This is a genomic window from Marinobacterium nitratireducens (assembly GCF_014645375.1).
GTDB classification, from domain to species: Bacteria; Pseudomonadota; Gammaproteobacteria; order Pseudomonadales; family Balneatricaceae; genus Marinobacterium_A; species Marinobacterium_A nitratireducens.
Map to the genome: position 1 here is coordinate 135,272 of NZ_BMLT01000010.1, position 15,203 is coordinate 150,474.

Genomic DNA, 15,203 nt, shown 5'->3' on the forward strand with positions numbered 1-15,203 from the left:
CCCGCCTTGAAACAGCATTATTGAACCCCTGCCCTACGAGATCGTAGGGCAGGTTCCTTGGCCCACAGATGACGAGGATAAAAAAATGAGTGATACGATCAGTGAAATAAAATCAGGCGGTGAGGCAAGCCTGGCAAAAAAATATTCCCAACTGCTGGCCCGACAGGGCATTTTAGTCGCCTTCGTGCTTTTCCTGGTCGTTTTTTCGATTTTTTCCGACCGGTTTTTGAGCACCGACAATTTCATGACCGTGATACGTCAGGCCTCTATTATCGGCACCATCGCAATCGGCGTCACCATCGTCGTCATCGGCGGCAATCTCGACCTGTCCGTCGGTTCGCTGCTGTCTTTCTGTACGGTCCTGGTGGTTGACCTCCATGACAAAATCGGACCGACCGGCGCGATCGGCCTGATGCTGGTTTTCGCGCTGCTGATCGGCGCGATCAACGGTTATCTGATCGGCTACCTGAAACTCAACTCGCTGATCGTGACCCTCGGCATGCTGTCGGCGATTCAGGGTATTACCCTGATCTATACCGGCGGCCAGAACGTCGACATCCAGAATCAGGAAGGCACCTGGTTCGCCTTCTTCGGTCGCGGCTATCTCTGGGGCATCGCGGTCCCGGTCCTAATCTTTCTCGGTTTGGCGCTGATCGCCGAATTCGTACTGAAGGCCACAACCTATGGCCGCAAAGTCTTTTCGGTGGGTGGCAACCCGGCGGCTGCAGTTTTCTCCGGCCTGCGGCGCAATCGCATGGTGTTCAGCACCTACCTGCTGTCCGCCTTCACCACCGCCTGCGCCGCCATCATTCTGGGTTCACGCGTGATGGGCTCGCAGAACAACGTAGGCCAGGGGTACGAACTGCTGGTACTGGCCGGCGTCATCCTCGGCGGCACCAGTCTGCTCGGGGGCTCGGGCAGCATCACCCGTACCATCATCGGCGTCCTGATCCTCAGCTTCATCCAGAACGGACTGCTGCTGCTGGGATACCCCTACTACGCTCAGTGGCTGGTGACCTGGGCGGTTATCATACTGGCCGTCTGGCTCGATATCGCTTCCACCCGCGGAAAAATCTTCACCAGCTTTTCCTGATATAACAAGAATCCAGCGGAGCTTTTGATATGGCCACTTTAGCCCACAAAGCCAAATCCCTCGTCATCGAACAGCCCATCTGGCTGTTCGTGGCGGCCTGTATCGTCGTATTCAGTCTCAGCACCGAGCATTTTCTCGATATAGGCAACTTCAAGAACATCCTGGTGCAGACATCGACCATCGGTCTGATCGCACTCGGCCTGACCTTCATCATGATTAACGGCAACATCGACCTGTCCGTCGGCGCCGTTCTGGCGCTGGCGGCCTGTCTGGCGGTCGACCTGCAGTCATCGATCGGCATCCCGCTGGCCGTTACCGTCGGCCTGCTCAGCGGCGTGGTACTGGGTGCCCTCAACGGCCTGGTTGTCTGGAAAACCGGCGTCGATGCCTTCATCGTCACCCTGGGAGCCATGATCGGCGTACGTGGCCTGGTGTTCGTCTATACCGAAGAACAATCCTTCTATGCGACCGATTTCGCCTATGCCGATTTCGGCACCAGCAGTATCGCCGGCATCCCGACCCTCGCACTGCTGTTCGTGGTCCTGGCCGCGCTGATGCACTGGATCCTGTCGCGCTCGGTTCACGGTCGCAATACCTATGCTGTCGGCGGCAACCGCCAGGCCGCCATCGATGCCGGCATTAGGGTCGGCCCGCATATGGTCATCAACTTCATGATCGGCGGCTTTTTCGCCGCCCTGGCCGGCGTGACCCTCTCGACCCAGATGGGCGCCGCCACCCCGAACCTTGGCCGGGACTTCGAACTCTGGGCCATTACCGCCATCGTGCTTGGCGGCACCAAGCTGACCGGTGGCGCCGGCAGCATCGTCGGCACCCTGGGTGGCGTCATCGCCATCGGTATTCTGCGCAACGGCATGAACCTGCTGCAGGTGCCCTCTTTCTACGTCCTGGTCATCATGGGCACCATCCTGATCGCCGTGCTCTTCATCGACAGGCAAGTGAACCGCAATGCCGAGCAGGAGTTGAACGTATGAATAATCTGGATTCCATCGAAAACTATGGCGTGCATGAGGCCGGTACGGCACCGATTCTGTCCCTTGAAGGCATTACCAAGACCTTTCCGCCATCGGTGGTCGCGCTGGACGGCGTCAGTTTCGGCGTGCATAGCGGCGAGGTTCACGCATTGCTTGGCGAAAACGGCGCCGGCAAATCCACGTTGATGAAGGTGCTGGCCGGTATTCACAAGGCCGATGCCGGAGAAATCTACCTGGAAGGCCGTCCGATCAAGATGGAAAACCCGATGGACGCCAAGCACCAGGGTATTCTGCTGATCCACCAGGAACTATCGCTGGTTCCCGAGATGACGGTCGCCGAAAACATCTTCCTGGGCTATCTGCCGAGGAAGTGGCCCAACCGGGTCGACTGGAAAAAACTCTATGGCGACGCCGATGCGATCCTGAAGCGTCTCAAGTGCAACTTCAGCGCAAAAGACAAGGTTTCCAAGCTGTCGATCGCGAAAAAGCACATGGTCGAAATTGCCCGGGCACTGGTGTTTACGCCGAAAATCGTCGTATTCGACGAGCCAACCGCATCGCTGACCGATACCGAGAAATTCGTGCTGTTCGACGTCATCCATGACCTCAAGGCCCAGGGGGTGGCGATCGTTTATATTTCGCACCGGATGGACGAGATTTTCACCCTGTCCGACCGAATCACGGTATTGAGGGATGGAGGCTACCGGGGCACCGTCGAAACGAAGGAAACCGACGAAGACGAGATCACCCGGCTGATGATCGGCCGCAGTCTCGATACCAGCCGCAATATCGACACCGCCCAGTTCGGCGACAAGGTGCTCGAAGTCAAAAACCTGAGCTGCGGCAGCCTGTTCCAGGACATCAGCTTTTCCATCCGCAAGGGCGAGGTGGTGGGCATGTACGGTCTTGTCGGCGCGGGGCGAACCGAAATCGCCGAAACGCTTTTCGGGCTGCGGACCCCAACCGGGGGCGAAGTACTGCTCGATGGCAAACGGCTCGATATTACGAACACCACCGACGCCGTCAGGAACGGTCTGGCCCTGGTTCCCGAAAACCGCAAGGAGCAGGGTCTGGTACTCGGCATGAGCTGCCGCGACAACATCACCATGGCCGTGTTGCAGCACGTCTCCAGTGCCGGCGTGCTGAGCCGGGCGCAAGAGTCCAACATCTACGACAAATACGCCGAGGAGCTGGCCATCAAGTCGCCCAGCGGCGCCCAGAAGGTCGGTAATCTCAGCGGCGGCAACCAGCAAAAGGTCGTTATCGGCAAATGGCTGGCGACCCACCCGAAGGTGCTGATACTGGACGAACCGACCCGCGGCATCGATGTCGGCTCGAAATCCGAGATCCACAAGCTGATACGACAACTGGCCAAGTCCGGCTACGCGGTGCTGGTGATATCGTCGGAGATGCCCGAAGTTCTCGGCGTCAGCGACCGCATCCTGGCGATGTACAACGGTCGTATCAATGGCGAGTTCCTCGACAGCGAAGTCACCGAAGACGACCTGGTACGGGCGATCTCGTTCGAGCAGAAAGGTCAGCTGTAGACCCCCAAGTGCGGGTCCTGAAGCACGCATCTGCGTATGCCAACCTGTCCGGGAGTTTGGGTATTTGCCGCACCATATGCAGCTACAGGCTTCAGGACCCGCAGAAACCGGACGGGACCTTTTCACAGGTCCCCTGGCCCCGGCTCAGGCCGTTTCGGCTGCGGGAGAAAACCGCAGCTGGAAGCGTCCAACTACTCTATTGATTCCTCGTACAGCTTATAAAATATTTCAGATAGAATGGTCTAAGTTTAAGAATCCAAAACCAAAAAGAAGAGACGCCACCCAAGCCATTTTCGAAATGGGGGTGATTGCCTTATGACAAGAGAAGAGCTTGTTCGAGTCCTAAACTTTGTCGATACCACCCGAAAGCTGGGAGACCAGGACGTTCCACTCTCAATGGTCGATCCCAGATGGAACCTTATATCCTTCACATTGAGGCGTCACTACGAAGGAAAGCTGATAACCAACACCTCCCTGGCCCTGGCAGCCGAAGTACCCTATGGCACTGCCATCCGCAGAATCAACGAGTTGCTCGATGAAGGCCTGTTGTTGAAACGAGCACGATCGAGAACGGGAAAGTCCTATTCGCTTCATCCGACCGCGAAGTTGATCGAAATATTTGAAAAATTCGCTTTCCAGCTTAAATCCCATATTGGTAATACCTTCGGCTTTTCCTCCGACGACACTGCGGCCGGCGACTTCTATTTCGGCGGCTCCTACATGAAACCCAGTATACTTCCCTTCCCCAGCGTCATGGAGGAAGGCATAGGATACGACCGGGTTATTCGAATACTCAGCCCGTCGGATCCCACATTTAAGTCGCTGTCTGACTTTTCCAGCAACCTCAATGAGTTTTGCGGCGGAAGGCTCGAAGTAATCAACCTGTCGCTTGATGAGCTTCACGAAGAGATCATCCTGAACTCACAGCGCGCCGAGTCAAATTACGACATTATTGCCCTGGATATTCCCTGGCTGGGCGAGCTTGCCGAGTCCGGCAGCGTGCTACCTCTTGGCGAGATGATCGCTGAGGAAAAATATCGATATTCAGATTTCCACAGCACCGCCTGGAAAGGCAGCGGTTACAATTCCGAACCCTACGCCTTGCCCATTCAACCGACGGCGGAACTGCTGTTCTATCGTACCGACCTGTTCGAAGAAGCGGGCCTCGCACCACCCGAGTCGACCGATGATGTACTGGCCGCCGCTCAGGCTCTGCATCGTTTCGCGCCGCAGCTGAGCGGAATCGTCATGAACTATGGACCGGGTACGCCGGTAGGTCATACCTTCATCCAGACGCAGGCCGACTTTGGATCTCCGATCATCCAGCTGCCCAGACTTGGCAAGGACTTCAAGGTCAGCGACCTGAAGAACGAAAGCTACCGGCCCCAGATCGACAGCGAAGCCGGCCACAGGAGCGCCGAGTTTCTCCTCGAACTACTGGAGTATGCTCACCCCGAAAGCCTTGCCTGCAACTGGGACCGGAGAATCAAGCTGTTCTCGGAAGGACAGGCCGCCATGACGTACGGCTGGTCGATCAGGGCGCGGGTATTCGAGTTTGACGAGTCCTGCCCTGCCCATGGCAATGTCGGGTACAGGCCCCACCCGCCTGGCCCGGGCGCCCGCACGGTTTCTCCGATCGGCGGATTCTCGCTGGCCATTCCCGCCAACCAGTCGGACGATCGCATTCGCAAGGCCTGGAAGATGATGAAGTACCTTACCAGCCCCGAGCTGATGAAATGGTATGCGCAGAACGGCAGTCTTTCGAGCCCACGCTTCTCAACCAGTGCCGACCCGGAGGTGCGGGCGCTGAGCAAAATAATCGTACAGCTCGATGACATGGAAAAGAATGGACAGCTCCAGCTCTGGCCCCGACCACCCATTCCCGAATTCAACGATATCGTGCAAATCATTGGCGAGGAAATACACCCGATGCTGAAGGGCGATGTGAGTATCGACCGGGCGCTGAAAAACGCACAGAAGCGTGTCGACAGCCTGATGAGAAGCCACGGCCGCTATTGAATATCGAAGTATCCGGTCGACAAATGCATCAGCCATCGGCAGTGGAATACAGAGGTTTCGTAGGAGCCCGGTCTCCGGGCGAACGGACATCTGCCGAGCTTCATTCGCCCGCGGAGCGGGCTCCTACAGTCGATACCGCAAGCCGTGATTCCCGAATGCTGAAGATCTATCAATGAACCTGTTCTAAGCAAGGTTGATAATATAAAAAAACGGGGCCCCTTGCGGAGCCCCGATACTTGCGAGTCTGCGAACAAGCCCCATGCTGCTCTCTCCGGGTCTTGTTCGCAGTCTCCTTTGATAAATTACAGATCTACAGTCCCGATACCTTTTCCCAGCTTCCACTCGATGCCGAGCGGTGGATGGCGTCGACCGTGCACTGAACCCGATACCCCTCGCGAAAGTCGGTAAAGTTCTTTTCACCCTCGAGCATCATGTCGATCAGCTGCGCGACCTCGATCACCTTGAGGTCATTGAAGCCCAGATGATGTCCCGCTGCCGGGCAGAAGTGACCGTACGGGAAGTGATCGGGGCCCGCCTCGATCTTCTTGAAGCCGTCGAAACCGGGGGACTTGCCCGCTTCCCAGATATGCAGTTCGTTCATCCGCTCCTGGGAAAATGCCAGCGCCCCCTTGGTACCGGTGATCTCGAACGACAGATCCATGGTCCGGCCGGTGGCCATCCAGTTGGCTTCGAGGCTGCCGACAACACCGGAGGAGAACTTCACCAGCGCATGGCCCAGATCGTCCACCTCCACCGGGGCACGCTCGCTGCTGTCCGGGCGCAGTGGCCTGCTCTGGCAAACCGTGCGGTTTACCGAAGAGACCTCGGTGATGTCCCCCAGCAGGTAGCGCGCCATCGATATGATGTGACTGCCGATATCGGCAACCGCGCCGCCACCGGCCGTGCTGGTACGGAAGGAATGGGGCAGGTCCGGATTGCACATATAGTTTTCCGCATGGCGGCCCCGAAAGCTGACGATCTCCCCCAGTTCGCCACTCGCAATCATCTCGCGGCAGACGGCGATCAGCGGATTGCGCAGGAAGTTGAAACCGACCAGAGTGGAGACGCCCGCCTCCTCCGCCGCCAGCATCATCTTCTCGGCCGACGACGAGGTGGTCGATAGCGGCTTCTCGCAGTAAACGACCTTGCCCTTTTCGATTGCGGCCAGAGCGATCTCCTCGTGGAGCGCGTTCGGTGCCGTAATCGAGACAATATCGATTTCGGGATCCTCGACAACAGCTCTCCAGTCACCGGTTGCGTGCTCGAACCCGAGCTCCCGGGCGTTCTTGTCGGCCTGAGCCTGGTCGATATCGGCGAGTGTGTGCAGCCTGATAGTGACCGGTGAGCCGAACAGGCCACCGTAAGACCGGAAGGCGTTCGCATGACACCGGCCCATAAAGCCCGAGCCGATCATCCCAACATTCAGTATCTTCTTGGCGCCTGTCACGGAGCAGTCCTCTTCAGTTCATGGATCTTGGTTTTATCATCAGGGGAAGGTTGCGATGCGCTCTCCAACGGAACCTCCGAAACCGCATTGATCAGGTTTTCCTCGGTCATGTCGTCCCCGGAGAACTCCCCGACCAGCCGGCCATTGGCCATTGCGAGAATGCGATTGCTGACACCGATGACTTCAGGCATCTCGGACGAGATAACGATGACCGCCAGGCCCTTCTCGGCCAAACCGGCAATGATCTTGTGAATGGATGACTTCGATCCCACGTCGATGCCGCGGGTCGGTTCATCGAGAATGATCAGTTTCGGATCGGCGCAGAGCCATTTGGCCAGGACGAATTTTTGCTGGTTGCCACCGGAAAGATCGGACAGCGGCTGCTCCGGCCCGGTCGTCTTGATTTCCAGTTGCTCGCGATAATAATTGAAGACCTCCAGTTCTTTCTTGGTATCGCTGATACCCATTTTGGAGAAAAGATTCAAATGGGGCAGGGTTATATTGACACGACCGCCCATTCCGAGAATCAGCCCCTGCTCCTTGCGGCTCTCCGGCACCAGTGCCATACCCTTTTCGATCGCATCTTTTGGCGACGCAAAGTCCACTTCCTCGCCGTCAAATATGACCTGGCCGCTATCCGGTTGGCGAACACCGAATATCGTCTCGGCCACCTCCGATCGACCTGCGCCTATCAGACCATAGAGACCCAGCACTTCGCCGGCGCGAACCTTGAAGTTGATATCACTGAACAGCCCTTCTTTTTCAAGATGACGAACCTCCAGAACGTCGCGACCGGCGGCCCCCTGGGCCCGGTGGAAAAACTGATCCAGGTCGCGACCGATCATCATTCTGGTGATCTGAGCCATATCAACGTCACGGGTATTGACGGTGCCCTGCAGCTCACCATCCCTCAACACCGTAATACGATCGGTGATCTCGAAAATCTCGTCCATTTTATGGCTGATATAGACGATACCGACGCCCCGTTCACGCAGCCTGCGTATGGCAATAAACAGCTGCTCTTTCTCGCTTTCGGTCAGCGAAGCCGTCGGCTCGTCGAAGATAACCACATTGGCGTTGAACGCCTGCACCCGGGCAATCTCGACCATCTGCTGCTTGGCGATCGAGAGGGTTCCCACCCGCACATCCGGACCAAAATTACATCCGAGGGAATCCAGCGCGGCCTGGGTCTTTTCGTGCAGTTCCTTTTTCTTCAGCACCCCAAAACGGTTTGTCGGCCAGGCGCCCAGATAAACGTTTTCCGCCACCGACAGCTCCGGCGACAACGACAGTTCCTGGTGAACCAGCAGTATGCCCCTGTCCCGCGCGTCTCTCGGCGAAGTGAAGTTCACCAGTTCTCCGCGATGATGGATCGCGCCGGCATTCGGATGGTAAACCCCCGAGAGCACCTTCATCAGTGTGGATTTGCCGGCGCCATTCTCGCCCATCAGGGCATGGACCTCACCGGCGTGGATATCGAAGCTGACATCGTTGAGCGCGGTGACACCGGTAAATGTCTTGGTAATTCGTTCAGCTGTAAGCACTACTTCAGTCATCGGTCTGCCTCACTTCGAATGTCCAAAACCGAGCACCTTGTCGATGACAAGCGCCAATACCAGCACCGCCCCCATGACCATCAGCTCGATGTAGTTGGGTGTATTGAGCAGGCTCAGGCCATTGCGCAGAACCGCCAGCGTCAGTACGCCGCCGACTGTCTTCCAGACACTGCCCCAGCCGCCCTGCAGACGGGTACCGCCCAGTACTACCGCGATAATCGCCCAAAGCTCCCATATTTTTCCGGCATTGGGCTCTGCCGTTCCCAGGCGCATCGATAGCAGGACGCCGGCGATGGCCGCCAGGGTGCCGCACAGCACGAAGTTGATCACCTTGTGGCGCTTCACGCGGATACCCGCTTCGTGGGCCGACTTGGCATTGTCACCCACGGCAAATGCCTCCCGGCCGTGCTTGGTGCAGGTCAGCATCCACTGAAAGAACGCGGCAAAGCCAAGGAATATAAGCGCCGTAAGAGAAACGGGACCGAGGTAAACCTCAACGATTTCGGTATAGCTGAAGTCCTCCACCATCAGGGCACTTTCACCGGTATAGATGAATACAATCCCACGAATACCAATCAAGGCGCCCAGCGTGATAATAAAGGAATGCATCCCCGACAAGGCCAGCAGCGTGCCGTTGATAAGCCCCATCACCGCTCCGGAGCAGAGCGCCACGAAAATGGCAGGCCAGACACCGATGCTACTCTGCAAACCGACCGCCAGGGCACAGGCCAGCGCCAGCGTGGCCCCCACCGACAGATCGATTTCGCCGTTTATCATTACCAGCGTCATACCGATCGCCAGCAGTCCGATAAATGCCGCCTGCGTAAGCAGGTTGCTCATATTGTTCAGGGTCAGGAAATAGGGCGAAGCCAATGAAAACAGCAACAGGCTAAGGCCGAGAAAGACCCAGATATGCTGCTCTGCCAGCAACATGAAAGTGCGACGCAGGGGCTTTGGCTGAACCGATACACCCTGAAAACCTGCAGAACTTATTGTTTTACTCATGCGAACACCTTGCCTCTCTTAGCTGCCAGATCGACCCATACCGCCAGGATGATCACCATCCAGGTCACCAGCCACTGCACATAATACGGATAGCCCAAAAGCAGCAGGCCATTCTGCACGAACCCAAGCATCGAAATACCCAGGACCGTACGCCAGATGGTGCCGGACCCGCCCATGAGCGAGGTACCGCCCAGAATGATGCCGGCCAGCACTGTCAGCTCGTATCCCTGGCCAATGGTGTTCTGGGCGCCCATCACCCGGCTGCCCATGATGATCGCCGCCAGCGCGGTTGCGAGACCGGACAGCACATAGGCCGAGAAAACCACCTTTTGAGTCTGAACCCCAGAAAACCGGCTGGTCGTCTCGTTACCGCCGACGGCGTAGATGCCACGGCCGAAGTTGGTCTTGAGCAGAAAGAAACTCGCTATAAAGGCGGTGCCGACGAAGATCCATACCGGCGCAGGGATGCCCAGCAACTCTCCTCGTCCGAAGAAGCGGAACCAGGTCGTCTGTGCGTCGGCGACATTGACGTTGGAGCCACCGGAGTAGAACAGCGTCACCCCCTGCAGGAAGGACAGCATCGCGAGGGTCACGATCAGCGCGTTCAACTTCATGTAGCCGACCAGAAAACCGTTCACCGCGCCAATCAGCGCCCCCACCAGCAGCGTGATCGCCATTGCCATGGCCGGACCGACCTGGTTGTGCTGGTCGACCATGATGACGGTGAGCAGCGTCAGCATCGAGCCGACAGACAGGTCCAGCCGTCCGGTTATGACGACAAAGGTCACGCCAATGGCAATCAAGCCGGTGATCGACACCTGGCGGATGACGTCGAGAATATTGCCGGGCGACAGGAACGTCGGGGCATATAGAGAGGTCACGAGCAGAAAAACCGCAAAAGCAAGCATCAAGCCATGCCTCCGCAGGTAATCTCGTTTTCTTTTTATTATAGCCATATCGATTGGGTCCTTAATTATCGTTGTACAGGAACACTACCAAGCTAGCGTTTCTTCAATACTAGGAGGATCAGAACCAGAGTGACAGAGGGATCGTGTCCATTTTGGACAATCCAAATATCCACAGGCAGCACCCCGTCGGGACATGCGCCTCGATCTGCCTGGACCTGCTATAATTAACCTTTAATAACAATGAATTAAGCGAGCATAGAGGAACATAATCCCGCCTCCAGGATCAGACGGAGATATGAAGATAGCAGTATTTTTGAAGCATTGTCCGATATGGACATTTTCAATATTGTTTATCGGGCGGGATCTGTGGTGATAATGGTTTCACTTCTTGCAACAACGCAAGTGGCTCATCCAACAATTAAAAAAAATGGAGTTGAAGAAAATGAATATAAAAAAAACAATGGCAGGCTTTTTTCTCGCTGGCGCCATGTGCAGCACTGTACTCCCGCTGTCCGTCCAGGCGGATGAGGCACCTGAGTGGCTTGGAGGGGAGCTCAAGAAGCCGCTCTCCGAGACCCGTATCGGCATTACGCTGCTGTATCCGGGCTCCAATGCCTACCAGGCCAAATATGCAGAAGCCGCTGAACAGTACACCAAGGAACTGGGTCTGGACGCAACGGTAATGGACCCCCAGGGCGACCCGGCCACGCAGTTCAACCAGCTTCAGGACATGGTTTCCAAGAACCTCGATGCCATCGTGCTTTGGCCAACATCCCAGAATGCCCTGATTCCGGCGGTGCGCCAGGCATCCCGCGCCGGAATCCCCGTGATCACCTCCAACTCGCCGATCGGCGAAGCCGGCCGACGCTATATCCAGTCCCACACCGGCCCTGACGACTGCGCCCAGGCGCAGCAGGCTGCCGAGATCCTCGGCGACGCCCTCAACGGCGAAGGCAACATCGTCGTGGTCGAGGGTACACCGGGATACACCGTTTCCATCCTGCGCAAGAACTGCTTCATGGACACGATGGAAGACGCTTACCCCAATATCAAAATACTGGCCAGCCAGACCGCCGAATGGAACCGCGAGAAAGCCCAGACCGTCATGGAAACCTACCTCACCAAATTCGGTGACGAGATCGACGGCGTCTATGCCTTCGACGATGGCATGGGTCTCGGCGTCATCAGCGCCCTTCAGGGCGCCGGCAAGAAGCCCGGCGAGGTCAAGGTCGTCACCTGCAACCTCTTCGGCGAGGGCTGGGACGCGATCAAGAATGGCTGGGAAACCGGCTCCAACAAGCAGTCGCCGATCGACGATGCCATTCTGGCGATCCAGACCGCCGTCAAGGTCGCAAACGGTATCGAGGTACCTGCTATCGACACCATCGAAACTCCGAAAATCACCGCGGACAACGTCGATCAGTTCGAGCGCCCGACCTGGTAATACATGCCGCATGCAAGATGCCCCACGGGCATCTTGCATATAAATGCAGGCCCTGCCCTTTCCATAACATCGAATCGTTTTCTTGAGAGACAGTTTTTAAATCAACCAAATAAGCGTTAATTACAGCTTTAAAAACCTGCTCCAAGCTTGCTGGTAAATTTTTTCCACACCGAAATAACCTTTACCAGTTAAGAAAAAGTAATTTGACAACCGATAACCGGCAGGATCCACATGTTTTTTGGAGGTTCAACAATGAAACCTAATGAGAATAACTACGACTTTATTGTCATTGGAGCGGGTTCTTCAGGTTGTGTAGTCGCAGGAAGACTGAGCGAAGCCGGCCATTCCGTTCTGCTGCTCGAAGCTGGCGGCAAGAACACCAACCCGTGGATTCACATCCCGCTGGGCTATGCCAGGCTCTACTCCAACCCCTCGGTCAACTGGTGCTACGAGAGCGAGCCGGAACCGAACCTCAACGGCCGCAAGCTCTTTCAACCCAGAGGAAAGGTGCTGGGCGGCTCGGGCTCCATCAACGGTATGATCTACGTCAGAGGCCAACCCGAAGATTTCGATGGCTGGCGCGACCTGGGCTGCGAGGGATGGGGCTTCGACGACGTACTGCCCTACTTCAAGAAGTCCGAGCATCAGGAGCGTGGAGAGAACAAATACCATGCAACAGGCGGCCCGCTCTGGGTATCGGACCTGCCGTCCACCTATGAGCTCGGGGACGCCTTCCACGAAGCCTCCCACAAGCTGGGGTCTCCGTACAACGATGATTTCAACGGCGAAACTCAGCTCGGTACCGGCTATGTCCAGGTCACCACGAAAAACAGCCGTCGCTGGAGCACCGCCGATGCCTACCTGAACAGCTCCATGGGAAGCAACATCAACGTTCAGACCGGCGTGATGGTCGAGCAAATCGTCGTCGACAACGGCAAGGTTTGCGGCGTCAAATACAAAGACAAGACCGGCAGCCACCTGGTTTCGGCCAAGAAAGAGATTATCGTCAGCGCCGGCACCTTCAACTCGCCAAAAGTGCTGGAGCTTTCCGGCATCGGAGATCCGGACATTCTGAAGGACAGAGGCATCCCCGTTGTCCATCAGCTGCCCGGCGTGGGCAAGAACCTGCAGGACCATTTCGGCGTGGGCCTGGAGTTCAAGTCTACCAAGCCGGTGACCGTCAACGACCTCTACAACAATATCTTCAAGGGCGGCGCTGCAATGATGCGCTACCTGTTGTTCAAGAGTGGCCCCATGGCCAGCAACGGCAACTATTCCAACACCTTCATCACCACGTCCGAAGAGATCGGACGACCGGACATGATGATTACCTTCATGTCCTGGTGTACCGGCGAAGATCTGCAGCCCAGGCCGTTCTCCGGGTTCACCATCCTTGCCGAGCATATTCGCCCCGACTCCCGAGGAAGCGTACATGTACGCTCCAGCGATCCCGAAGCGCCGCCGGCGATATCCTTCAACTTCCTGGAGTCGGAAGCGGACAAGAAAGCGATTATCGCAGGACTCAGGCACTCCCGGAAGATTGCGCAGACCGCACCGATGAGCGACTTCGTCGCCGAAGAGATCCTGCCCGGACTCGACTGTGAAAGCGACGAGGAAATGCTGGAGCACTGCCGCCAGAACGGCCTGTCGTTACTGCACTGTGTCGGCACCTGCAAGATGGGCGTCGACGACATGGCCGTTGTAGATCCAAGGCTTCGCGTCAGGGGTCTGAAAGGCCTGCGCGTCATTGACGCCTCCATCATGCCAACCATTGTCTCGGCGAACACCAATGCCGCATCGATAATGATCGGCGAGAAAGGCGCTCAGATGATTATCGAAGACTGGCAGTCATAAGGCCTTGAGAGCCATGCCGTTATAGCCGACGCAGGAGATACCCATGATACGTTTTTGTTTATTTGGTTCTGGCCGGATGGGCGACCTTTATTGCGAGATTATTGCCAGAAATCCGGATGCCGAACTGGTTGGCGTAATCAATCCGAACCTGCCTTCCGCCAGGAAACTGACGGACAGGTACGGTGGTCGGGCTTTTGCCTCTTTTGACGATTGCCTGAAACACTCGGACGTCGATGCCGCTATTGTCTGTTCGCCCACCAATACTCACCTGGAGATCATTCGCCAGGTCGCCGAGGCTGGCAAGGCCATTCTCTGCGAAAAGCCGATCGATCTCAGCCTCGAGCGGGTGGACGAATGTATCGCGCTGGTCGAGCAGCACCGGGTGCCCTTCATGGTGGGATTCAACCGGCGATTCGACCCCACCGTCGCGGCGCTGCGTGCCCAGGTCGCCGACGGCAAGGTCGGCGATCTGAACATGGTGCTGCTGACCAGCCGCGACCCCGCACCGCCACCGATCGGATACATCGAGCGCTCGGGCGGCTACTTCTGCGACAGCACCATCCATGATATCGACCTGGCCTGCTGGATCACCGGCGAGACGCCTGTCGAAGTATTTGCCAGTGGCAGCTGCCTGGTCGATGAGGACATCGGCAAAGCCGGTGATATCGATACGGCGATGACGACCCTCAAGATGCCAAGCGGCGTGCTCTGTCATATCAACAACAGCCGCAAGGCCGTCTATGGGTTCGACCAGCGTATCGAGGTTTTCGGCTCCGGCGGTATGTTGCAAACCCTGAACCAGCGCGACATCCTGCTGAGCCACTCGTCGTCGGAAGCCACCGACGCCAAACCACTGTTAAAGCACTTCTTTCTCGAACGCTACGCCGCGTCTTTCGAGCAGGAAATAGCCGAATTTATCTCATGCCTTGCGTCGGATACCCCAACTTCCGTCGACCAGAACGATGGCAAACGGGCCCTTGAAATTGCGCTGGCATGCGAACAGTCGTTAAAGGAAGGACGAGCTATAAGGTTTTAAAATCCCACTACTATTAACCCCGGCAATGAAATAGATATTCATGCCTATTTCATTGCCCGCCTCAGAAATGTCGGCACAATTTTAAAACCCTTTTTAAAGGATCCACACTGGTCTTCGGCCAGTGATGGTGCATTCATGCACCATGAAATATTAAAAACATTTTCAAAACGGCTCAATAGCCGAAAACCTGATATGAGAATAGTCATACGCAGTCGGCGTATGCCCTTTCTCAATAAATATTAACCCGGCGGGTTAATACGGGAAGCAGGGATGCTTCATCCCTGGCCGCAGGCCAGTATGAA

At 56.6% G+C, this 15,203-nt stretch carries 12 protein-coding genes; 8 read left to right on the top strand and 4 right to left on the bottom strand.

All coding sequences use genetic code 11. The annotated features are described in order from the left end of the window. Nucleotides 1-244: 244 nt before the first annotated feature. The 4 genes from IEX85_RS18430 to IEX85_RS18445 all read left to right on the top strand — a co-directional run bounded on the left by IEX85_RS18430 (nt 245) and on the right by IEX85_RS18445 (nt 5,651). A complete protein-coding gene (locus tag IEX85_RS18430; protein ID WP_229722005.1) occupies nt 245-1,093 on the top strand; it encodes an ABC transporter permease in 849 nt (282 codons plus the stop codon). A 29-nt stretch (nt 1,094-1,122) separates the two neighbouring features. Continuing rightward, nucleotides 1,123-2,085 (top strand): ABC transporter permease, encoded by a 963-nt coding sequence (locus IEX85_RS18435; protein ID WP_188862093.1) that lies wholly within the window; start codon nt 1,123-1,125, stop codon nt 2,083-2,085. Beyond that, nucleotides 2,082-3,632 carry a sugar ABC transporter ATP-binding protein gene (locus IEX85_RS18440; protein ID WP_188862094.1) on the top strand — a complete coding sequence of 517 codons (1,551 nt, stop codon included), beginning with the start codon at nt 2,082-2,084 and terminating at the stop codon, nt 3,630-3,632. The genes IEX85_RS18435 and IEX85_RS18440 overlap by 4 nt, the downstream gene beginning before the upstream one ends. A gap of 315 nt (nt 3,633-3,947) precedes the next feature. Then, on the top strand, nt 3,948-5,651 hold the full coding sequence (locus tag IEX85_RS18445) for an extracellular solute-binding protein (RefSeq protein WP_188862095.1): 1,704 nt from the start codon (nt 3,948-3,950) through the stop codon (nt 5,649-5,651). A 310-nt stretch (nt 5,652-5,961) separates the two neighbouring features. On the opposite strand, the gene IEX85_RS18450 is transcribed toward IEX85_RS18445, so the two are convergent. From IEX85_RS18450 to IEX85_RS18465, 4 genes are read right to left on the bottom strand one after another with little or no spacing between them, the layout of a single operon-like run. Continuing rightward, nucleotides 5,962-7,098: a Gfo/Idh/MocA family protein gene (locus IEX85_RS18450; protein WP_229722006.1), complete on the bottom strand. Its 1,137-nt coding sequence runs from the start codon at nt 7,096-7,098 to the stop codon at nt 5,962-5,964. After that, nucleotides 7,095-8,654, bottom strand: a complete 1,560-nt coding sequence (locus tag IEX85_RS18455; protein WP_188862096.1) for a sugar ABC transporter ATP-binding protein — start codon at nt 8,652-8,654, stop codon at nt 7,095-7,097. The genes IEX85_RS18450 and IEX85_RS18455 overlap by 4 nt, the downstream gene beginning before the upstream one ends. Nucleotides 8,655-8,663: 9 nt before the next feature. Next, complete coding sequence (locus tag IEX85_RS18460; protein WP_188862097.1) at nt 8,664-9,659, bottom strand: ABC transporter permease; 996 nt, start codon at nt 9,657-9,659, stop codon at nt 8,664-8,666. Beyond that, nucleotides 9,656-10,567, bottom strand: a complete 912-nt coding sequence (locus IEX85_RS18465) for an ABC transporter permease (protein WP_229722007.1) — start codon at nt 10,565-10,567, stop codon at nt 9,656-9,658. The genes IEX85_RS18460 and IEX85_RS18465 overlap by 4 nt, the downstream gene beginning before the upstream one ends. Nucleotides 10,568-10,897: 330 nt before the next feature. On the opposite strand from IEX85_RS18465, the gene IEX85_RS18470 reads away from it, so the two are divergent. The 4 genes from IEX85_RS18470 to iolG all read left to right on the top strand — a co-directional run bounded on the left by IEX85_RS18470 (nt 10,898) and on the right by iolG (nt 14,901). After that, nucleotides 10,898-11,095: a hypothetical protein gene (locus tag IEX85_RS18470; protein ID WP_188862154.1), complete on the top strand. Its 198-nt coding sequence runs from the start codon at nt 10,898-10,900 to the stop codon at nt 11,093-11,095. Then, a complete protein-coding gene (locus tag IEX85_RS18475; protein ID WP_229722008.1) occupies nt 11,055-12,011 on the top strand; it encodes a sugar ABC transporter substrate-binding protein in 957 nt (318 codons plus the stop codon). Before IEX85_RS18470 ends, IEX85_RS18475 begins: the two co-directional genes overlap by 41 nt. A gap of 252 nt (nt 12,012-12,263) precedes the next feature. Continuing rightward, nucleotides 12,264-13,865, top strand: a complete 1,602-nt coding sequence (locus IEX85_RS18480) for a GMC family oxidoreductase (protein WP_188862100.1) — start codon at nt 12,264-12,266, stop codon at nt 13,863-13,865. 43 nt (nt 13,866-13,908) lie between these two features. Further along, entirely contained in the window at nt 13,909-14,901 is a 993-nt protein-coding gene (gene iolG, locus IEX85_RS18485) for an inositol 2-dehydrogenase (RefSeq protein WP_188862101.1), read from the top strand. The last annotated feature ends 302 nt before the right edge of the window (nt 14,902-15,203 follow it).